Consider the following 18,667-nt stretch of genomic DNA (forward strand, 5'->3'; position numbering starts at 1 on the left):
TCCAGCATGCACGCGCTTATCGTTGTGGCTCATCACGATCCTCGTTCGCTCACCCACAGCCTGGCTAAGCAAGTCGCTCAGGGCATCGCCCTGGACGATCCGGGGCATACCTTTGAAATCGCCGACCTCTCGGCCGAAGGGTTCGATCCGAGGTTCAGCGTCGCTGATCTGGCGGTGCATCACCGAGAAGCGCCGCCCCCTTCTGATGTTATTGCCGAGCAAGCGCGGGTAGATCGCGCCGATGCGGTGGTGCTGGTTTATCCGGTCTATTGGTGGTCAATGCCGGCGCTGCTCAAGGGCTGGATTGATCGGGTGTTCACCAACGGCTGGGCGTTCGATTTCACTGCGGATGCCAAGCTGGAGAAGAAGCTTGGCCATCTGCGGGTTCACTTGATTGGTGTGGGCGGTGCCGATGCGAGAACCTATGCCCGGCACGGTTATGCCGAGGCCATGAAGACGCAGATCGACCATGGGATTTTTGATTATTGCGGTGCTCAGGTGGTGACGTCCGAGCTACTGCTTGAATCGGAAATTCAGGATCCGGCGGTGCACCTGGACGCCGCGAAAAGCCTCGGTCGCGAGCTCTTTGCGGCATCCAGACGCCTCAACCCTGTTAGACCTGTTCACCCGGCCAGCCCGCCCGACGCAAGGCGCTAAGCAGCGTCCCGGCATCCAGTCCCGGCACCGCATGGCCATTGCCTTCGGCAGTGTCGGAGGCCAGCAAGGCATTGATGATCGCTTCTTCTACGGCTTCGGTGGCGGCCAGGAACAACTCGCTGATGTGGTCGTTGTTGACCATGCTCAGGTTGTCGGTGGTCGGCGCACGTTTGCTCTCGTAAGCGGCCGGCGGCACGTGCTGGTTGCCAGTGGCGAAGGCGATGAAGATGTCACCGCTGTGGTCTTCATTGCCTCCACCGGTGCGGGCAAGACCGAGACTGGCGCGCTGCGCGAGGCGCGTGCACTGGTGTGGCAGCAACGGTGCATCGGTGGCCAGGCAGACGACAATCGAGCCCATACCCGGATGCGGCAACGACGCTTTGAGGAACGGTGAATCGGCCTGTTCCATGTAGCGCCCGACCGGATAACCATCGACACGCAGTTCGTTGCGGATGCCATGGTTGGCCTGGACGATAGCGCCGACGGTCCAGCCACCCTCAGCACTGCTCAGACGTCGCGAAGCGGTGCCGATCCCACCCTTGAATTCGTGGCAGATCATGCCGCTGCCGCCGCCGACGGCGCCTTCGATCACCGGACCACCCACCGCCGTGCGCAGGGCTTCGGCCACATGTTCGACCTTCACGTGGAAACCGTTGATGTCGTTGAGCAGACCGTCGAAGGTCTCCAGCACCACCGGCATGTTCCAGTAGAGTCGCCCGTCATCGGGCTGGTTTTGGCGATCCAGTGTCACCAGCGCATCGCGCACCACACCCAGGCTGTGGGTGTTGGTGAAGGCGATCGGGCTGGTCAACAGTCCGGCTTCGCGAATCCATTCAAGACCGGTCGCGTCGCCGTTGCCGTTGAGCACATGGACGCCGGCAAAGCACGGTTGCAGGCTGGTGGAGCCGGCACGCGGCTCGATCACAGTGACGCCGGTCAGGATGTCGCGGCCGTTGGCGGTGCGTCCTCGCACATTGCTGTGACCGACCCGTACGCCGGGCACATCGGTGATCGCGTTGAGCGGGCCGGGTTGCAGTTGGCCGAACTGGATGTTCAGGTCGCGGGCACGTGGTTTCATCGTTTCTCTCATCTTCAATGTATTCAAAAAAAGTGATTGGCTGACGCAATGGGTTATTGACCGTTTTTGACTTTGCTCCAGATCCGCGTCCGCACGCGCTCAGTGGCGGGCGGCAAGGGCTGGAGGGTGAATAACGTGGCCATGGCTTCGGCGGACGGATACACGGCCGGGTTGTTGCGGGTCGCTTCGGCCACCAGTGGCGTCGCGCTGCGGTTGCCGTTGGGGTAGGAGAGGTGATCACTGACCGGCGCGATGACGTCGGGGCGCATCAGGTAATCGATGAAGGCCAAACCCTGTTCCGGATGCGGCGCATCCTTGAGCAACACCAGGGTGTCGAACCACACCGGAGCGCCTTCCTTCGGCAAGCTGTAGGCGATCTTCACGCCATTGTTCGCCTGCTCGGCATTGGTCTTGGCTTCCAGCATCGCGCCGGACCAACCCACCGCCACGCAGATGTTGCCGTTGGCGAGGTCGCTGATGAATTTGGACGAGTTGAAGTAGGCAATATGCGGCCGCAGCTTGAGCAGCAGTGCTTCGGCCTTTTTGTAGTCTTCGGGGTTGGTGCTGTTAGGTGGTAGACCGAGATAATGCAGGGCGACCGGCAACATCTCGGCTGGCGAGTCGAGCATGGCCACGCCGCACTGGCCGAGTTTGGCCAGGTTTTCTTCGTTGAACACCAGGTCCCAGGAGTCCACCGGCGCCTTGTCGCCCAGTGCAGCGCGGACCTTGTCGATGTTGTAGCCGATGCCGTTGGTGCCCCACAGATACGGCACGGCGTACTGGTTGCCCGGGTCGTTGTTGGCCAGTTTCGCCAACAGATCGGCATCCATGTTTTTGAAGTCAGGCATCTGCGCGTGGGGCAGAGGTGCAAGTGCACCGGCCTTGATCAGGGTCGGCAAGCTGAAGTTGCTGGCCACCACCACGTCGTATCCGCTGCGGCTGGTGAGCAATTTGCCTTCCAGTACTTCGGCGCTGTCGAAGGTGTCGTAGACCGGCACGATCCCGGTGTCACGCTTGAAATCCTGCAGGGTCGTGGGACCAATGTAGTCATACCAGTTGTAGACGTGGACCGTCGGGCCGTCGGCGGCAACCGCCGATAGCGAGACCGACAAACAGGCGGCCAGTCCGAGATTGATATGCGAGCGGTGACGACTCATGATGCGGCACTCCTGGCCTGCTGCAGGCCGGTGATGATCAGGTGCTTGCAGCGTATCGGCAGGGAGTGGACTCACCCATTCCCATCATGGGTTACTCGAAAGGGGTAGGGTGTGGACGCGTTGTTGAAAGAGTTACCGGTGCACCAGGGGCTGGCGCGAGTATTTGCTGCCGTGGGGCAGGACGGGTTCTGGCGTGCGCTGGTCGACACGCTGCGGCTGCTGGTGCCGATGGACAACGCGTTGGTCGCGGTTATGCGAGCCGGGCGGGTGCCGCGCCTGCTGATCGACTTCGACTCAAAGGGCGGTGCTACCGAGCAAGAAGAACTGGCGGACTACAGGGCCGGCATGTACCTGCTCGATCCGTTTTATCAGGCTGCATGTGCCGGCATTGCCGACGGTTTGCACAGCCTCGAATCGGTGGCCCCCGACCAGTTTCAGCAGAGCGAGTATTACCTGAGCTACTTCCGCACCGTGGTGGGCGGTGACGAGTTGCAGTTCATGGTCAACATCGATGGCGCCGTGCTCGGTTTGTCGTTGGGACGCTCGACGCGATTCACGCTGGAGGAACAGGGGCGCCTGCTGTGCGTGCGCGATTGGGTGCTGGCGGCGATGCGCCGTCACCTGCAATTGATGCCGCCGGAAGGACCGGCAACCGAGGCGGTGGCCGGGGATCTGGCGACCCTGCTGGATCGTTTCGACGCGCGCCTGTCGGTACGGGAAATCGAAACGGCGCGCCTGATTCTGCAGGGCTTCTCAAGCAAGGCCATCGCCCAGCAGATGGGCATTTCCCCGGAGACGGTGAAGGTTCACCGGCGCAATCTCTATCACAAGCTCAATGTGAATGGGCATGGTGAGCTGTTTGCGTTGGTGCTCAATCCTCCAGCCTGAACACCAGCGCCTTCAACCCGCATTCAATATCGGCGTCCGGAAACTCCGGCGGATTGTCCAGCCGTTGCTCGAAACGCAGGCTCGGTGCTTCGCGGGTGACGCCGTCGATGAGGAAGTCCGCACCGAACGCCGGATCGTTCATGCACGCCAGTACCGTGCCCTGAGGGCTGAGCAATTCCGGCAGTCGGCGCAGCACGCGCTGGTAGTCCTTGGTCAGCAGAAAACTGCCTTTCTGAAAGGACGGTGGGTCGATGATCACCAGGTCGTAAGGGCCCTTGCCGATCACCTTGCCCCAGGATTTGAACAGGTCGTGACCGAGGAACGTCACCTTGCTCAGGTCGTGGCCGTTGAGCCGGTGATTGTCGCGACCACGGCTCAGGGCCGGGCTGGACATGTCCAGATTGACCACGTGCGTCGCCCCCCCTTCGATGGCCGCCACCGAGAATCCGCAGGTGTAGGCGAACAGGTTCAGCACGCGCTTGCCCTGGGCATTGGCCCGCACCCAGTCGCGGCCGTAACGCATGTCGAGGAACAGGCCGGTGTTCTGCTTGCGGCCCAGGTCCACCCGGTAATGCAGGCCGCCCTCGGTGATCGTCATCTCGTCGATCGCGTCCCCCAACAGCCACTCGGTGGTGCTTTGCAGCAGGTAGCGATGTTGCAGCAGGAGCGTGTGCGCGCCGGATTGCGTCCACGCAGGCGATTGCGTGACGTCCATCAGCTTGTGTTTCAACGCTTCCAGCTGCGACGCGTCGGGTTCCTTGAACAGCGACACCAGCACCACGCCCTGCAACCAGTCGACCGTCAATTGCTCCAGACCCGGCCAGCACCGGCCACGGCCGTGGAACAGTCGGCGGGTTTCTGCGGGGGCAGTTGCCAGGGCCGTCAGTAAATGGTCGTGGAGGGTGGAGAGGGCGTCTGAGTTCATCGGGCAACGTCGGCAATTTGGAGGGGCGGCATTTTAACCACAATTGCGCTGCAAGGACCGCTGCAGGGCGCAGAGAGTTATCACGTTTTATTTAACTTTACGTGAGGATTTGGCGATCTGTCGGCTCGCATAATCGGCTCCAACGATCAACCACCGGGAGCCGAACATGTCGCAGTTAGCTGCTTCACCCAAAGTCAGCACTCATCCCCGCTGGTTACGGCTGACCCATTGGCTGAACGCCTTGGCGGTGTTGGTCATGGTCACCAGCGGTTGGCGAATCTATAACGCGTCTCCGCTGTATGACTTCAGTTTTCCCAAGGAAATCACGTTGGGTGGCTGGCTCGGCGGCGCATTGCAATGGCATTTCGCGGCGATGTGGTTTCTGGTCGTGAACGGTCTTGTCTACCTGATCTTCAACCTCGTCAGTGGACGTCTGAAACGGCGCTTTTTCCCGGTTTCGCCTAAAGGTGTCCTGCATGACCTGTGGGCGGCGTTGAGAGGGAAATTGGGGCATGCCGACCTGAGTCATTACAACCAGGTGCAACGGCTGGCGTACCTGTTCGTGATGGTCGACATCACGCTGCTGGTGATCTCCGGGCTGGTCTTGTGGAAGTCCGTCCAGTTTCCGCTGTTACGTGAACTGCTGGGTGGTTACGAAGGCGCGCGGCACGTGCATTTCATCGCGATGTCGCTGTTGGTGGCCTTTGTCGCGGTTCATCTGGTGATGGTCGCGCTGGTTCCCAAAACGTTGTGGGCCATGATTGTCGGTCGCAAGGAGGTCGTATGAAAAAGCGTATTCAAGGCTCAGGGTTGGACGAATCGTCCATCCTGACAGAGGCCAGAAAGATCCTTGCACCACAGATCGAGGACCGCTCACGACGCACGTTCCTGATGCGCAGCCTGACCCTCGGCGGTGTGGCCATGTTGTCCGGCTGCAACATCACCGACAACGAAAGCGTCGAAACCGCGTTGTTCTCGATGTCCCGGTTCAACGATCGGGTGCAGGGCTGGTTGTTCAACCCCAATAACCTGGCACCGACCTATCCCGAGTCGATGATCACCCGGCCGTTTCCGTTCAATGCCTTCTACGGCATCGACGAGGCGCCGACAGTGGAGGAAGAGAGTTATCGACTGGAAGTGACCGGGCTGGTCGCGGACAAGCGCAGCTGGCGGCTCGAAGAGCTGCGGGCCATGGCGCAGACCGAACAGATTACCCGACACATTTGCGTCGAAGGCTGGAGCGCGATCGGTCGCTGGGGCGGCGTGCGGTTCAGCGACTTCCTGAAGCGGGTTGGTGCCGACACGGATGCCAAATTTGTCGGCTTCAAATGCGCGGACGACTACTACACCAGCATCGACATGGCCACCGCACTGCATTCGCAAACATTGTTGACGCTGACCTATGACGGCGCGGTGCTGCCTCGCCAGTACGGCTTCCCGATGAAGCTGCGTATGCCCACCAAGCTGGGCTACAAGAATCCCAAACACATTCAGGCGATTTTCGTCACCAACACCTATCCGGGTGGCTACTGGGAAGACCAGGGTTACAACTGGTTTGGTGGCAGCTGATGGCGCCTGGCCACTTCACGGCGCGGCACCCGCTGCGCTCATTCGCAACCTGTGCTTCAAGGAGTTTCATCATGAAAAAGTTAGCGACCACCGTACTGTCCATGTGCCTGGCGTTTGGCGTCGCCAGCGTGTTTGCCGCCGATCCAGCAACCAATAACGGCATGAGCAACGACAGCATGAGCAAGGATTCAATGTCTAAAGACGCCATGCACAAAGACACGATGAAGAAGGACGCCATGTCCAAGGATTCCATGAGCAAGGACACGATGAAGAAAGACACGATGTCCAAGGACGCCATGAGCAAGGACGGAATGAAGAAGGATGCGATGTCCAAGGACACCATGAAAAAAGAAGCTCCGTCGTACTGATCCCGACACCCTTTTTCGAGGCCAGATCCTGGTTTTCAGGCGCCCATACAGCGCTGTATGGCGCCTGATTCATCGCCCGATTGCATCAAAAATGAATTTCCGCGAAGTCCGCTGCTCATACCTGTAGGTAGCGGATTTAAGCGCGCGAAATCATTTAGGTAATCAGGGAGTGGCACAGTCATGAGACCAGTATCGACGGCGGGCGATCATCTCCCAAGCGGGTTGATTCTTGTGGTTGAGGACGACCCGCTGATTCTGGAATTTCTCTGCGAAATTCTCCAGGAGGAAGGCTTTGTGGTTGAAGCGCATGTCAGTGCGGATGCCGCGTCAGCGTATCTGGAGCAACACTCGGACGGCGTCCGTCTATTGCTCACGGACATCACCATGCCGGGCACTCTCAATGGTGCGGACCTGGCCAATCAGTTTGGCGACCGTTGGCCCGACAAACCGATCATGATCATGTCCGGTTTCGAAACACCGGAAAGCGCCGGGGTCAGGCATTCGGTGTCGTTCATCAAGAAACCGTGGGCGCTTGGGCAGTTGCTGGACTGTGTCGAAGGTGCCTTGAAGTCGAAACAAACCCTGTAGAACCACTACAACCTGACACGATGCGCCTTGTGGCGGGCCTATACTTCAAGAGTCGGCACACTCGGTGCGACTTGCAATCGGGTTTGATGGATGGGGTGGCGCGTCGAGTGATCGTTCACGCAGGCCACGGCCTGCCTTCGTCGTAGGGAGGAGAAGATCATGGCGCGTAAATACATCGACTGCCGCGAGTTTCCAAGCGATGCCAAATGCTCGGTCGCACTGTCCGCAGACTCTGAAAACGAACTGCTCGAAGCCGCCGCACAGCATGCGGTCAGTGTTCACAAGCACACCGACTCGCCGGAACTGCGTGCTCAACTGAAGACGATGTTTCACGACGGCACCCCGCCTGTTGAAGCACCGCGTCCCGCTTAGTCAGGAAATCCTCTGCAGGAGTTGCCGAAGACTTGGGCCGCGTTCGGCAGCTCCTCGCAAATGCTACATTGTTCGGCGAACCCGCCTGGCACTTGCGAGAGGAAGCTCCCCCTTGTCTGCTCAAGAATCCGTTTTCAACACCCCGTACCGCGCTTTTCTATTTGATATGGACGGCACCGTCCTCAATTCCATCGCCGCTGCCGAGCGGATCTGGGCGGCCTGGGCCTTGCGCCATGGCGTCGATGTCGACACCTTCCTGCCCACCATCCATGGCGTTCGCGCCATCGACACCATCAATCGCCTGGCGTTGCCCGGTGTGGATGCCGAGGCTGAAGCGGCGTTCATTACCGAGGCAGAAATCGAGGATGTCGAGGGGATCATCGAGGTGCCCGGCGCGGCGAATTTCCTGAAATCGCTGCCCGCCAATCAATGGGCAATCGTCACTTCTGCGCCGAAGGCATTGGCGTTGCGGCGGATGGCGGCGGCGGGTATTCCGCAGCCTTTGGTGATGGTCACTGCCGAAGACGTCAGCGCCGGCAAACCCGATCCCGCGGGTTATCGACTGGCGGCCAAGCGCTTGGGCGTTGAACCGGCCGATTGCCTGATTTTCGAAGACGCCACCGTGGGCATTCTCGCCGCCGAGGCCGCGGGCGCGGACCTGATCGTGGTGACCGCGACCCACGACCATCCGCTCCAGACTCCGCATGCCACACTCGCCAGCTATGAGTCGGTCGGCAGCCGCGTGGAGGCAGGTGGTCTGCTGCGCCTTGAGCCGCGGGACCTTCAGTAAACCCCGGGAATCAACCGCCAACTGCGGGCGCAGTAAGCCTCGTATTCGCTGCCGAACTGCGTCCTTAACAGCGCTTCTTCGGCGTGAATGCGGGCGATCAGCGGGATCAGCGTTACCGCGGCCAGCAACAGGCCAACGCCGGAGCGAAAGGCCAGTGCCCAGCCCACCGCAGTGATCATCAGCCCCAGGTAACTGGGGTTGCGCAAGGTGCGATAAATCCCGTCGGTGACCAGCGTGTGCCCCGGCTGAATTGCCACCAGTCCACTGAAACGCTTGCCCAGCACAAACACCGGCCACAGCCGCAGCGTGCCGCCGATGATGAACAGCAAAGCCCCTAACCAGCGAACACCTTCGCCACCCAAGGTCCAGAAATCGATCCGGTCGGTATAGGCCGGCAGGTACCCGCTCAATAATCCGATCACCCCGAACGCCGGCAGCACCCAGCGATTGGCCCGGTCTTCACGTTCGCCGGAACTCAGGTTGACCTCAGTGAACAAGGACGCGATGGCCATCACCAAAGTGGCAAACACGATGACCACCAGCGGTGCATGAGAGAAAAACGCCGAGAACCCGCCGAGCCCCCACACTGCGAGCCCAAGGTAGGCGAGGGTGGAAACAACGGCGAAAAACGCCAGTTTGGCCGAGATTTTCATAAGCACCTCGTCTGATCTTTTCAGTTTAGAGGTCTGGCGCCCCTCACGCGTTCAACCCGGCCCTGGCATTACGCCGAATCACCTGCGGTGGCTGCCCGAACGCCCGAAGGAAGGCTTCGCGCATGCGGCGGCAGTCGCTGAAGCCGGATTCTTCGGCGATCTGGTCGAGGGTCAGGCGCCCGCGTTCCAGCATTTGCCGTGCCGTTTCCAGGCGCAGGTTCTCGATGGCTTTGGCCGGTGATTGACCGGTTTCCGCCCGGAAGGCCCGGCTGAACTGCCGAGGGCTGAGGCGCGCGACGTCTGCCAGTTGTTCCACCGACAACGTCTCGGTGAGGTGTTCTCGCGCATAGCCAAGGACGGTTTGAATACGGTCGGATTTCGCTTCCAGTTCCAGCAGCGCCGAGTGCTGCGACTGGCCGCCCGCGCGGCGGTGGTACATCACCAGTTTCTGCGCCACGGTACGGGCCAGTGCGGCGCCGTGATCCTTTTCGACCATGGCCAGCGCCAGGTCGATGCCGGCGGTCATCCCGGCGGAGGTCCAGATCGAACCGTCGACGACGTAGATGCGGTCTTCTTCGACCTTGATCGATGGAAACCGCGCTTGCAGCTCCCGTGCATAAGCCCAATGAGTGGTGGCCCGCCGACCGTCGAGCAATCCGGCCTGGGCCAGGACGAACGCCCCGGAGCAGATCGACGCCGTGCGCCGTGCGGTTTTAACGTTTGCGCGCAGGTAGTTCAGCACGCCCTCGGGTGCCTGCTCGAGGATGGCATCGCCGCCCACCACAATCACCGTATCGAACACCCGCTCACCAAAGGCCTCGGTGCCGACGCTCAGCCCACCGGAAGCGCGCAATGTGCGGCCGTCTTCGGACAGTACGCTGACGTCATACAGCGCTTCGCCGGCGCTGAAGTTGGCGTACTCGAACACCGGCATGGCCGCCAGTGCCATGGACTGGAACCCTTCAAACACTACAAACGCCACGGAAGTCATCGAGATGTCCTCAAAAGGTCATGTCCGAAAAACGTACTTTAAACGTCATTTGAGACGAGCGTTAGACCATTTATAACGGTTCACACCCGGCGAAGTTATCGCCTCACTGTGAAGGAAATCGACATGGCCCTCTCATCCAAAGGTACCGCGCTGATCACTGGCGCTTCTTCGGGCATCGGCGCGGTGTATGCCGACCGTCTCGCCCGGCAGGGTTACGACCTGATTCTGGTCGCCCGCAGCCAGGCAAAACTGAACGCCCTGGCCAACCACCTGAGTAACGAAACCGGTCGCGCCGTGGAAGTGGTCGCCGCTGATCTGAAAGACAAGGCCGATGTGCGGCGGGTCGAAGAAATTCTACGCTCCGACGCCAGTATCACCCTGTTGGTCAACAACGCCGGGGTCGGCGCTGTCATGCCGCTGCTCGGCAGCCCCGTGGATGACATGGAAGACATGATCACCCTCAACGTGACCGCGTTGATGCGCCTCGCTTACGCGGTGGTACCAGGCTTCGTTGCTCGCGGCACCGGGACGGTGATCAATATCTCCTCGATCGTTGCCGTCGCCCCGGAAATTCTCAACGGCGTGTATGGCGGGACCAAGGCGTTTGTCCTCGGCCTGAGCCAATCCATGCACCGCGAGCTGGCCGACAAAGGCATTCGGATCCAGGCTGTATTGCCCGGCGCCACCGCCACCGATTTCTGGAGCGAGGCCGGCAACCCCGTGGAAAACCTGCCGCAAGAGATCGTGATGTCTGCCCAGGACATGGTCGATGCCGCGCTGACGGGGCTGGCGCAAGGCGAAGTGGTGACCATTCCGGGCCTGCACCAAGGCGACCAGTGGGACACCTACGAAGCCCAGCGCCAGACGCTTTCAGGCTTGTTCGGCAATTCCACGGCCGCACCGCGTTATCGCTGAAGCGGTAGCCTCCGGGCAGGGTGAACTAAGCTTGGATTAGGACCGTTCACCCTTAAGGAGCACCGCCATGCTTCACATCAGAACGCCGTTGATTCTGCACCCGGGCCTGTCGACGCCGGCCCGGCGGATCTGGCTCAAGCTGGAAAACCTGCAACCCAGCGGTTCGTTCAAATTGCGCGGCATGGGTCTTTTGTGCAGTCAGGCAAAGGCGCAGGGCAAACGCAAAGTCGTCTGTCCTTCCGGCGGTAATGCCGGGTTCGCCACCGCCGTGGCGGCCGCCATCCTGGGATTGAAAGCCTGCATTGTGGTGCCACACACCACACCCGAAACCACCCGCGCACGGATCAGGAAAACCGGTGCCGAGGTGATCGTCCATGGCAAGGTCTGGGACGATGCAAATCAACGGGCCAAGGAACTCTCGCAAGGCGCGGACACTGAATACGTGCCGGCCTTCGATCATCCGGTGTTGTGGGAAGGGCACAGCACGATAGTCGATGAAATCCTCGAGGATTGTCCTCAGGTCGATGCAATAGTGACGTCGGTAGGGGGTGGTGGTTTGCTGGCGGGCATTCTCACCGGGTTGATTCGCCATGACCGCATGGACTGCCGGATCATTGCTTGCGAAACCCAGGGGGCGGCCTCTTTTGCGGCAGCGGTCGAGGCCGGGCATCCGGTCAGGTTGCCGAGGATCGACACCGTTGCCACTTCGCTAGGTGCTGCCCAGGTAGCCGCCTGGCCGGTGCAGCACATCCTCGATTTCCCCCATGAGTGCGTGGTGCTCAGCGATGACGAGGCGATCATGGGCGTGGTGCGTTACGCCAACGACTTGCGTCAGTTGGTCGAGCCGGCGTGCGGCGTTTCGTTGGCGATTGGATACCTGGACCATCCAGCGATTGCCGGAGCCCATGATGTGGTGATTGTGGTGTGCGGCGGCGTGAGCATCAGCGCGCAACTGGTGGCGGGTTGGGCGCGATTGTCCTCCGGTGTTGAAGCAAGGTAGGGCTGCAAACGCTATCCGGGTGTCGCAAGCCCCACCGCTACTTTTTCAGCCTTTATTGACCCGCTGCAACGCCGTCCTGGACGAGGATTGCTCTGGCCAGGTCTTCGTCGCTGGCGTTGAGGCCGGGATGTTCCTGACGAATCTGCTTCAAGTATGACTCCAGGTAAACACCACGAATCGCGCCGCCACTGGCAACGAAGCTGGAGGCGTCATCCCGAGCCGGAATCACCCGTTTGTCATCCTTGAAGGTCGAGTACAACGATGCGGAAACCCCGGCTGACGTGGCGACATCGCCCGCATCCACTTTGGCCATAGCGGAGCCGAAGGGTAAACACAGCAAAAGGGAAGAGATGATAATCAGACGGCGCATGACGGTGTCCTCTGTAAAGCGTGAAGCAAAAAAGGAAGTACCACATCTGTAGGATGCGTGGCGGTCGTCAGGAGTTCCCTGTTCAAGCGTGATCAGTTCAAAGCCTGCGCTTTTGAAAAAGCGCAGTCCTTCGCCGCACACACACAATCATCCTCCACCAACAACGCTGGACGCGCCAGCGTTGCTTCGCTGCAAGCGCGGGGCCGCGATGCTAAAGCAGAGGAATGCTGTAGCTCACGATCAAGCGATTCTGATCCTGGTCACGCGCCGCCTCGCTGTTGGACTTGCCGTTACGCCATCCAAATCCGACATTTTTCAGGGCACCGGACTGAATCACGTAGTCCAGCGCAATGTCCCGCTCCCATTCCTTTTGGGTATTGCCAGAGGTCGTCTTGATGTCGTCCCCGCTGAGGTACATGACGGACGCTTTCAGGCCGGGCACGCCCATGGCGGCAAAGTCATAGGCGTATTGACCGAAGGCTGTGCGTTCGCCCGCCCGGGTGAAGGTTTGAATCAGACGGTCGGTGTACAGGTAAAGGCTGGAGCCGCCGGCCCCTTTGTTGGCCAGGCCGCCCTGATTGAGCTGCGTGAAGTTGCTGCCACTTGAAACGCTTTGATAGCCGGCGGTGACGGCATGGCCACCCACCGTGTAAATCAGCGCAGCACTCCAGGTTTTATTGTCGATCTCGCCATCATTGCCTTCGGTGAAGCCACTGATTCTGTAGCCCGACGTGCCCGAGCTGTTTCTACCGGATGAGTCGGTCTTGAAGTAGCGCAAGTCGGTCTTCAGCGACTGACCTTCCGTGATCGCCAGGGTGTGGATCAGGCCGAAAAACTGCTGGGTGTAGTAGTCGTCCAGGTTGGCGTAGTAATACTGGGCGGTCAGGTCCTTGGTGATTTTCCAGTCGCCGCCGGCGAAGTCGAACGCGTTGCTTTCACGGGTGCCGCCGGTGGCGGCCAACCCGGTCTGATCGCTGGAGCCCCGACCGGTGGCGTGTTCGATTCGGCCGCCCGTGAGGGTCAGATCCTTGAACTCGCCCGAGGTGATCTGGCCTCCTTCAAAGGTTTGCGGCAACAGGCGCCCGTCGTTGGACACCAGGATCGGCAGCTTAGGCATCAGCGTGCCCAGGCGCAGTTCGGTTTTCGAGACTTTGACCTTGCCGGTCAACCCCAGTCGGCTCCATTCGTCGACGGCGCTGTTGTCACTGTCCGAAGGAATCATCGAACTGCCGACGTGCCGTCCCTTGCCACTGTCCAGCGTAATCCCCATCAGGCCCAGTGCGTCGACGCCAAAACCAACCGTGCCATCGGTGTAGCCCGACTTGTAGTCGAGCATGAAACCCTGCGCCCATTCTTCGGTTTTCGAAGGCGCGGCCGTGCCGTCGCGGTTGTCGTTGTTGAAGTAGAAATTTCTCATCCCCAACGTTGCCTTGCTGTCACTCAGGAAGTCGGCGTGCACCTGGGTGCTCAGTGCGATGGCGCCCAGTGCAATCGTTACCGCCGTTGTTTTACTGCTCATCGAAATCGCCCTTTTTTTGTAATTTGAATAGGGGAGAGTGGCTCCCGCAGTCGCGGATGCCGGCAACGCCAGTTGCCTGCGGGAGCGTGACGCTTGAGTTAAATACCCAGCACGTTGGCACCGATGCACGGATCAATCCCGCGTTCCAGACGACGCTGATGGACGATCACGGTGATTTCCATCGAACCCGTCGTGACCTCGAAGTCGAGGATGTGGCCGCCGTACGCTTGGAACGTCGCGTCGCCGGCGACGCCGTGCATATGGATCGAAGGCTGATCGTTCTTCCAGGCCACGGAGCCGGTGATGCTCGCCATCTCGACACTGTTCAAGGTCTTGGCGTCGAAGTCTTTCTTGTCCTTGTTCCAGAAACCGAACTTCACATTGCCGAAGCCGATGCCGGTGATGGAGGCGCTGGGGATTTTTTCGGCGATGGCCAGTTTGGTCAGCTCTTTAAAAGCGTTATCGCCCATGCGCAGCACCATGAGGTAACCGGTGGGGGTTTTGGTGTAGCGCGGTGTGGCTTCAGTTACACATTGCATAGGCGCTGCCGTCGCGGTGGGTGCGGTTTCTGCAACCGCGAGTGGGGAAAACGTTGAATTGATCAGAACGGCAGCGGTGACCGCCAACATCATCTTGGAGAAGCGCAGTGTCGGGTGAAGTTGAACGTGCATGAGACTTCCTCTGTTTTTGTTGTTGTGTGGGTGGTGCGGTTTTCGGGACGAGCGAATCCGACGCCTGTTGTTCAACAGGCGCGGAAGTTGTGCTGACAGCGGGTGTTAGTTGAAGCCGGGTGACTTACAGCGCATCGCGGCTGCTGACGCCGTCCACCAGTCGGGCGATGCTGAGCGGGTTAGCGTTCTTCAGCGCGTCCGGCAGCAAACTGTCGGGGCAGTTCTGATAACACACGGGACGCAGGAAACGATCGATCGCCAACGTCCCGACCGAGGTACCGCGAGCATCTGACGTGGCCGGGTACGGTCCGCCGTGGACCATGGCATCGCAGACTTCCACGCCGGTCGGGTAACCGTTGAACAGCACACGCCCGACTTTCTGTTCCAGCAGGGCCAGCACTTCGTTCAGGGTATTGAGTTCCGAATCTTCGACGATCAGCGTGGCGGTCAATTGCCCGCGCAAACCGTGCAATGCCTGGAGCAACTCGGCCTGGTCAGCGACTTCCACCACGAGGGTGGTCGGGCCGAAGACTTCTTCCTGCAGCAGCTCATCACCGTTTTTCAACAGGCTGACGTCGGCCTTGAACACTTGCGGTTGTGCCTGGTTGCCTTGTTGTTCTGCGCCGGCCAGGTGAGTCATGCCAGCGTGAGCGCGAAGGTTGTCCAAACCGTGGCAATAACTTTTCAACGCCCCGGTGTTGAGCATGGTTTGCGCCGGTTGTTCATTCATCAAACCGGTAAAGCGTTCGAGGAAAGCCGTGAACTCGGGCGAGCGAATGCCCAGTACCAAACCGGGATTGGTGCAGAACTGACCTGCGCCCAACACCACGGAAGCGGCCAATTCGGCAGCGATCTTGTCACCGCGAACCTTGAGTGCGTCGGGCATCACCACCACCGGGTTGATGCTGCTCATCTCGGCGAACACCGGGATCGGTTGAGGACGCGCCGCTGCCATGTCGCACAAGGCCCGACCGCCACGCAATGACCCCGTGAAACCCACCGCCTGGATCGCCGGGTGCTTGACCAGCGCCTCGCCGACGCTGCCGTAGAGCATGTTGAACACGCCATCCGGCATTCCGGTTTTTCTGGCCGCGCGGGTGATTGCATCGGCGACATAATCGGCGGTTGCCATATGCCCGCTATGGGCCTTGAACACCACCGGGCAACCGGCGGCGAGTGCCGCTGCGGTGTCGCCGCCAGCGGTGGAGAAGGCCAACGGGAAATTGCTGGCCCCGAACACGGCGACCGGACCGAGCCCGGTGCGGTACTGGCGCAGGTCGGGGCGGGGCAGCGGTTGACGGTCGGGCAGCGCACGGTCGATGCGGGCGCCGTAGAAATCGCCGCGACGCAGCATCGTGGCGAACAGGCGCATCTGGCCGCTGGTGCGTGCCCGCTCACCTTGAATACGGCCGGCGGGCAGGGCGGTTTCCCGGCACACGAGGGCAATGAACGAGTCGTCCAGCGCGTCAAGCTCAGTGGCAATAGCCTCCAAAAACTGAGCGCGTCGGGCGGATGAAAGTTGGCGAAAGATCGGGTAAGCCGTGGCCGCCGCTTCTGCAGCGGTGTTCACTTCATCCACGGTCGCCTGATGGAAACGATAGGGCAGTGCTTCGCCGGTATTGGCGTCGTGGCTTTGCAAGGTGCTCGAACCTTTTGCCGAACGCGCGCCAGCGATGTAGTTGAGGCCTGAAACTTCAAACATGGGAACTCCTGAAGGGCTGTTCAAATGAGGGTCAAGTGAGCCGGTAAATACGGCGGGCGTTGTCATGAAACAGGGCGAGTCGATCCGTGAGGGAACGGTCGCTGACAATCGTTTTGAAGCCGTCGAAGATCTCGCTCATGCCGTTCACGACGCCGTCGACCGGGTAATTGCTGGCAAACGCACAGCGACTGACATCGACAATCGAAATCGCGTCGTTCACCACCACGCGGTTCGACTCGACGGGCCACGCCTTGCCGGGGATGCAGATGCCGGAAATCTTCAAGGCAACGTTCGGCTCCCGTGCCAGCAACGCGAGGCTTTCACGCCAGCCGGCCAATCCTTCTTCGGAGCGATCCGCCGGCAGTGCGGTGTGATTGACCACGATGGTCACATCGGGAAAGTCCCTGGCCAGCTCGGCCGCTTCCGCCAGATGCCACCAGGGCGCCTGCAACTCGAAGTGCAGACCGTTTTCAGCCAGTTGTGCGTAGCCCTCGCGCCAGCGGGGATCGCGCATCGAGCCCGGCGCCAGGAAATCTTCGCGCCATGCCTCAAGGCGGGTGACCACAGGTTTGTGGCGCACGCCGCGCACCAACGGATGATCGCCGTACTGGCGCAGGAGGTCCGATGCGTCTTCACGATCAAGCCAGGCCTGCGCCACCATCGCCGCCAGGGTTGGTTCGTTTTGTGCCAGTGACTCGACAAACCTCACCTCATCGGCGGGCGTCGCAGGGTCCCATTCACCCTCGATGACGACGGTCTGCACGATGCGATGGTTGCCCGTCAGCCGGCGATAGTCCTCAGGCAGAAAGTTGCGGCAGATCGATGAATAATCGCCATAACGAAAGGGGCGCAACGGGCGGTCGTTCAGCCACGGGTAGTAATGCTTTTCGATGTCGAAATAGTGCTGGTGAGCGTCGACGATGGGTAAGTCCGCATCCTCGCCGCTGGCCAGAAAGCGCGCACGCCAGTCGATCACGGATGGGTTATCCATGCTGTTCCTCCAGACGATAAAAGCGTTGAGCATTGCCGGCGAACACCGCTTCCTGCACGGCACGCCCCAGTGGCGCGAGCATCGCGGCCATGCCGTCGGCAATCGTGTCGTAGGACGCGCGCAATCCGGCGACCGGGAAGTTGCTGGCGAACATGCAGCGCTCGGGGCCGAAAATCTCCAGTGCGGTCAGCACCACGATCCGGTTGTCGTTGTAGTTCCAGGGCGAGTCTTTCAGCCCGAACTCCGAGAGCTTGATGTGCACGTTGGGTTGCAGGGCCAGGGCTTCCAGGCCTTTGCGCCAACGGGCCATGCCGTGCGGGCTGCGATCCCAGGCGAATCCGGTGTGATTGAGCGCGATCCGGATCTGCGGAAACATCGCCGCCACTTCAGCGGCCTCGACCAGGTGCCACGGTGGCACGCGCAGATCCCACGACAGGTCGTGATCCGCCAGGCGCGAAAAGCCTTCCAGCCATTTCGGGTCTTGCATGGTGCCCCTGGCGCCGGCAATCGACACCTCCGGCGATGCCGAGGTGACGGGTTTGGAGCGTATGCCTTTCACCAGTGGCCTGGCGGCTTGAGCCGCGAGAATTTCCGCGCTGTCCTCACGATCGAACCAGGCGTGGGCAACGATGGCATTCGGGAAGCCGTAACGGGCATTCACCTGTTCCAGCCAGCGTGTCTCGGCGACTTGCTCATCGCGAGCACGTTCAGCCTCGACATGCACTGTGCCCACCAACCGTTGTCTTTCGGTCAGGGCAAGAAAGTTTTCCGGCAAGAAATCACGGCACAGACTGTGATAGTCGCCGAGGAAAAAATCCTCGTGATACTCGTCCTGCAGCCAGGGATAACGACCGTTGCCCAGGTCCCACAAGTGGTGGTGAGCATCGACAATCGGTAGCGCATCCTCGGCCGCAAGGTTGGGCAAGCCGTTGCGTTCGTGCAGCGTGATCATGACGGGGTCCCTTGCTCAGCGCGACGCGGCGAATTGGGAAGGGCTGAGTGCGCTGTCTTCGACTTCCCCTGCGGCGGCTGCCTCGGCCTTGGCCTGGACGCGGCTGCGCAGTTTGGCGACGTTCACCACCACCCGGGTATGCGCCGCCGTGGCCACCAGCTCGACGTCATCGCGCACTTCGACGTTGAAGGTGACGCTGCGCCCCTCGATCCGGGTAACCGTGGCGACAATGCTGACTGACATGCCCAGCAACGTGGCGCCGACGTGGCGAATGTCGACTGCCGCACCGACGGTGTTTTCGCCCTCATCGAGGAAGGTCAGCAGGTAGTCCAGGCACGTCCGTTCGATGTCATCCACCAGGCGGGGCGTGGCGTAGATGCGCAAGTCTTCGCCGAGAAACGAGATGGTGCGTTCCTTGTCGACGATCAGTTGGCGTTCGGTGGCGGTGCCGGCTTCGAGTGTGGAGAAATTCATGAGAAACCTCGTATTTGAGTGCTGACAGTCAAAAAGT

General features: G+C 60.6%; 22 protein-coding genes. 10 read left to right on the forward strand and 12 right to left on the reverse strand.

What is annotated here, in order from left to right; all coding sequences use genetic code 11:
- The first annotated feature begins 6 nt into the window (after nt 1-6).
- Entirely contained in the window at nt 7-657 is a 651-nt protein-coding gene (locus QF010_RS09885) for an NAD(P)H-dependent oxidoreductase (protein WP_429533029.1), read from the forward strand.
- On the opposite strand, the gene QF010_RS09890 is transcribed toward QF010_RS09885, so the two are convergent.
- Together QF010_RS09890 and QF010_RS09895 are read right to left on the reverse strand one after the other, a co-directional pair.
- A complete protein-coding gene (locus tag QF010_RS09890; RefSeq protein WP_033060217.1) occupies nt 614-1,735 on the reverse strand; it encodes a DmpA family aminopeptidase in 1,122 nt (373 codons plus the stop codon). The genes QF010_RS09885 and QF010_RS09890 overlap by 44 nt on opposite strands.
- 53 nt (nt 1,736-1,788) lie before the next feature.
- The gene (locus tag QF010_RS09895) at nt 1,789-2,892 is read right to left on the reverse strand and encodes a polyamine ABC transporter substrate-binding protein (RefSeq protein WP_429533030.1); all 1,104 of its coding nucleotides are present in this window, start codon (nt 2,890-2,892) and stop codon (nt 1,789-1,791) included.
- A 111-nt stretch (nt 2,893-3,003) separates the two neighbouring features.
- Between QF010_RS09895 and QF010_RS09900 the strand changes: the two genes are divergently transcribed.
- A complete protein-coding gene (locus QF010_RS09900; RefSeq protein ID WP_429510407.1) occupies nt 3,004-3,780 on the forward strand; it encodes a helix-turn-helix transcriptional regulator in 777 nt (258 codons plus the stop codon).
- Here QF010_RS09900 and QF010_RS09905 read toward each other — a convergent pair.
- A complete protein-coding gene (locus QF010_RS09905; protein ID WP_033060221.1) occupies nt 3,764-4,705 on the reverse strand; it encodes a class I SAM-dependent methyltransferase in 942 nt (313 codons plus the stop codon). The genes QF010_RS09900 and QF010_RS09905 overlap by 17 nt on opposite strands.
- Before the next feature lie 166 nt (nt 4,706-4,871).
- Here QF010_RS09905 and QF010_RS09910 point away from each other — a divergent pair, with 166 nt between their 5' ends.
- The 6 genes from QF010_RS09910 (at nt 4,872) to QF010_RS09935 (ending at nt 8,392) form a co-directional block, all read left to right on the forward strand.
- Nucleotides 4,872-5,492: a cytochrome b/b6 domain-containing protein gene (locus QF010_RS09910; protein ID WP_429533031.1), complete on the forward strand. Its 621-nt coding sequence runs from the start codon at nt 4,872-4,874 to the stop codon at nt 5,490-5,492.
- Complete coding sequence (locus tag QF010_RS09915; RefSeq protein WP_429533032.1) at nt 5,489-6,274, forward strand: molybdopterin-dependent oxidoreductase; 786 nt, start codon at nt 5,489-5,491, stop codon at nt 6,272-6,274. The genes QF010_RS09910 and QF010_RS09915 overlap by 4 nt, the downstream gene beginning before the upstream one ends.
- Nucleotides 6,275-6,345: 71 nt before the next feature.
- Nucleotides 6,346-6,642 carry a pentapeptide MXKDX repeat protein gene (locus tag QF010_RS09920; RefSeq protein WP_429533033.1) on the forward strand — a complete coding sequence of 99 codons (297 nt, stop codon included), beginning with the start codon at nt 6,346-6,348 and terminating at the stop codon, nt 6,640-6,642.
- 180 nt (nt 6,643-6,822) lie between these two features.
- Nucleotides 6,823-7,230: a response regulator gene (locus tag QF010_RS09925; RefSeq protein WP_033060229.1), complete on the forward strand. Its 408-nt coding sequence runs from the start codon at nt 6,823-6,825 to the stop codon at nt 7,228-7,230.
- Between the two features lie 159 nt (nt 7,231-7,389).
- A complete protein-coding gene (locus QF010_RS09930) occupies nt 7,390-7,602 on the forward strand; it encodes a DUF1059 domain-containing protein (protein ID WP_008156959.1) in 213 nt (70 codons plus the stop codon).
- Between the two features lie 112 nt (nt 7,603-7,714).
- On the forward strand, nt 7,715-8,392 hold the full coding sequence (locus tag QF010_RS09935) for an HAD-IA family hydrolase (RefSeq protein ID WP_429533034.1): 678 nt from the start codon (nt 7,715-7,717) through the stop codon (nt 8,390-8,392).
- Here QF010_RS09935 and QF010_RS09940 read toward each other — a convergent pair.
- Both QF010_RS09940 and QF010_RS09945 read right to left on the reverse strand, forming a co-directional pair.
- Nucleotides 8,386-9,045: a methyltransferase family protein gene (locus tag QF010_RS09940; RefSeq protein WP_033060232.1), complete on the reverse strand. Its 660-nt coding sequence runs from the start codon at nt 9,043-9,045 to the stop codon at nt 8,386-8,388. The two genes, QF010_RS09935 and QF010_RS09940, sit on opposite strands and share 7 nt — an antisense overlap.
- Before the next feature lie 43 nt (nt 9,046-9,088).
- Nucleotides 9,089-10,036, reverse strand: coding sequence for a GlxA family transcriptional regulator (locus tag QF010_RS09945; protein WP_429533035.1), 948 nt, complete (start codon nt 10,034-10,036; stop codon nt 9,089-9,091).
- A 123-nt stretch (nt 10,037-10,159) separates the two neighbouring features.
- Here QF010_RS09945 and QF010_RS09950 point away from each other — a divergent pair, with 123 nt between their 5' ends.
- Together QF010_RS09950 and QF010_RS09955 are read left to right on the forward strand one after the other, a co-directional pair.
- On the forward strand, nt 10,160-10,951 hold the full coding sequence (locus QF010_RS09950; protein WP_429510403.1) for an SDR family NAD(P)-dependent oxidoreductase: 792 nt from the start codon (nt 10,160-10,162) through the stop codon (nt 10,949-10,951).
- Between the two features lie 67 nt (nt 10,952-11,018).
- Complete coding sequence (locus QF010_RS09955) at nt 11,019-11,951, forward strand: pyridoxal-phosphate dependent enzyme (RefSeq protein ID WP_033060238.1); 933 nt, start codon at nt 11,019-11,021, stop codon at nt 11,949-11,951.
- Between the two features lie 52 nt (nt 11,952-12,003).
- Here the strand turns inward: QF010_RS09955 and QF010_RS09960 are convergent, their stop codons facing one another.
- The 7 genes from QF010_RS09960 to QF010_RS09990 form a co-directional block, all read right to left on the reverse strand.
- Entirely contained in the window at nt 12,004-12,321 is a 318-nt protein-coding gene (locus QF010_RS09960) for a DUF2388 domain-containing protein (protein ID WP_033060240.1), read from the reverse strand.
- Nucleotides 12,322-12,532: 211 nt separating this feature from the next.
- Nucleotides 12,533-13,840, reverse strand: coding sequence for an OprD family porin (locus QF010_RS09965; RefSeq protein WP_429533036.1), 1,308 nt, complete (start codon nt 13,838-13,840; stop codon nt 12,533-12,535).
- 98 nt (nt 13,841-13,938) lie between these two features.
- Complete coding sequence (locus tag QF010_RS09970; RefSeq protein ID WP_429533037.1) at nt 13,939-14,511, reverse strand: PPC domain-containing DNA-binding protein; 573 nt, start codon at nt 14,509-14,511, stop codon at nt 13,939-13,941.
- 124 nt (nt 14,512-14,635) lie between these two features.
- Nucleotides 14,636-16,213 carry an aldehyde dehydrogenase (NADP(+)) gene (locus QF010_RS09975; protein WP_429533038.1) on the reverse strand — a complete coding sequence of 526 codons (1,578 nt, stop codon included), beginning with the start codon at nt 16,211-16,213 and terminating at the stop codon, nt 14,636-14,638.
- Between the two features lie 31 nt (nt 16,214-16,244).
- A complete protein-coding gene (locus tag QF010_RS09980) occupies nt 16,245-17,204 on the reverse strand; it encodes an amidohydrolase family protein (RefSeq protein WP_429533039.1) in 960 nt (319 codons plus the stop codon).
- On the reverse strand, nt 17,197-18,156 hold the full coding sequence (locus tag QF010_RS09985; protein ID WP_429533040.1) for an amidohydrolase family protein: 960 nt from the start codon (nt 18,154-18,156) through the stop codon (nt 17,197-17,199). Before QF010_RS09985 ends, QF010_RS09980 begins: the two co-directional genes overlap by 8 nt.
- Before the next feature lie 15 nt (nt 18,157-18,171).
- Nucleotides 18,172-18,630: a thioesterase family protein gene (locus QF010_RS09990; RefSeq protein ID WP_429510396.1), complete on the reverse strand. Its 459-nt coding sequence runs from the start codon at nt 18,628-18,630 to the stop codon at nt 18,172-18,174.
- Nucleotides 18,631-18,667: the final 37 nt, after the last annotated feature.

Origin of the sequence: Pseudomonas silensiensis (genome assembly GCF_050434865.1) — a bacterium.
Taxonomy (GTDB): Bacteria; Pseudomonadota; Gammaproteobacteria; order Pseudomonadales; family Pseudomonadaceae; genus Aquipseudomonas; species Aquipseudomonas fluorescens_W.

Excerpts from the sequence above, each read along its gene's own strand:
- QF010_RS09885 (WP_429533029.1), top strand. The coding sequence starts at position 7 with ATGCACGCGCTTATCGTTGTGGCTCATCACGATCCTCGTTCGCTCACC.
- QF010_RS09890 (WP_033060217.1), bottom strand. The coding sequence starts at position 1,735 with ATGAAACCACGTGCCCGCGACCTGAACATCCAGTTCGGCCAACTGCAA.
- QF010_RS09895 (WP_429533030.1), bottom strand. The coding sequence starts at position 2,892 with ATGAGTCGTCACCGCTCGCATATCAATCTCGGACTGGCCGCCTGTTTG.
- QF010_RS09905 (WP_033060221.1), bottom strand. The coding sequence starts at position 4,705 with ATGAACTCAGACGCCCTCTCCACCCTCCACGACCATTTACTGACGGCC.
- QF010_RS09910 (WP_429533031.1), top strand. The coding sequence starts at position 4,872 with ATGTCGCAGTTAGCTGCTTCACCCAAAGTCAGCACTCATCCCCGCTGG.
- QF010_RS09915 (WP_429533032.1), top strand. The coding sequence starts at position 5,489 with ATGAAAAAGCGTATTCAAGGCTCAGGGTTGGACGAATCGTCCATCCTG.
- QF010_RS09920 (WP_429533033.1), top strand. The coding sequence starts at position 6,346 with ATGAAAAAGTTAGCGACCACCGTACTGTCCATGTGCCTGGCGTTTGGC.
- QF010_RS09925 (WP_033060229.1), top strand. The coding sequence starts at position 6,823 with ATGAGACCAGTATCGACGGCGGGCGATCATCTCCCAAGCGGGTTGATT.
- QF010_RS09930 (WP_008156959.1), top strand. The coding sequence starts at position 7,390 with ATGGCGCGTAAATACATCGACTGCCGCGAGTTTCCAAGCGATGCCAAA.
- QF010_RS09940 (WP_033060232.1), bottom strand. The coding sequence starts at position 9,045 with ATGAAAATCTCGGCCAAACTGGCGTTTTTCGCCGTTGTTTCCACCCTC.
- QF010_RS09945 (WP_429533035.1), bottom strand. The coding sequence starts at position 10,036 with ATGACTTCCGTGGCGTTTGTAGTGTTTGAAGGGTTCCAGTCCATGGCA.
- QF010_RS09950 (WP_429510403.1), top strand. The coding sequence starts at position 10,160 with ATGGCCCTCTCATCCAAAGGTACCGCGCTGATCACTGGCGCTTCTTCG.
- QF010_RS09955 (WP_033060238.1), top strand. The coding sequence starts at position 11,019 with ATGCTTCACATCAGAACGCCGTTGATTCTGCACCCGGGCCTGTCGACG.
- QF010_RS09960 (WP_033060240.1), bottom strand. The coding sequence starts at position 12,321 with ATGCGCCGTCTGATTATCATCTCTTCCCTTTTGCTGTGTTTACCCTTC.
- QF010_RS09965 (WP_429533036.1), bottom strand. The coding sequence starts at position 13,840 with ATGAGCAGTAAAACAACGGCGGTAACGATTGCACTGGGCGCCATCGCA.
- QF010_RS09970 (WP_429533037.1), bottom strand. The coding sequence starts at position 14,511 with ATGCACGTTCAACTTCACCCGACACTGCGCTTCTCCAAGATGATGTTG.
- QF010_RS09975 (WP_429533038.1), bottom strand. The coding sequence starts at position 16,213 with ATGTTTGAAGTTTCAGGCCTCAACTACATCGCTGGCGCGCGTTCGGCA.
- QF010_RS09980 (WP_429533039.1), bottom strand. The coding sequence starts at position 17,204 with ATGGATAACCCATCCGTGATCGACTGGCGTGCGCGCTTTCTGGCCAGC.
- QF010_RS09985 (WP_429533040.1), bottom strand. The coding sequence starts at position 18,156 with ATGATCACGCTGCACGAACGCAACGGCTTGCCCAACCTTGCGGCCGAG.
- QF010_RS09990 (WP_429510396.1), bottom strand. The coding sequence starts at position 18,630 with ATGAATTTCTCCACACTCGAAGCCGGCACCGCCACCGAACGCCAACTG.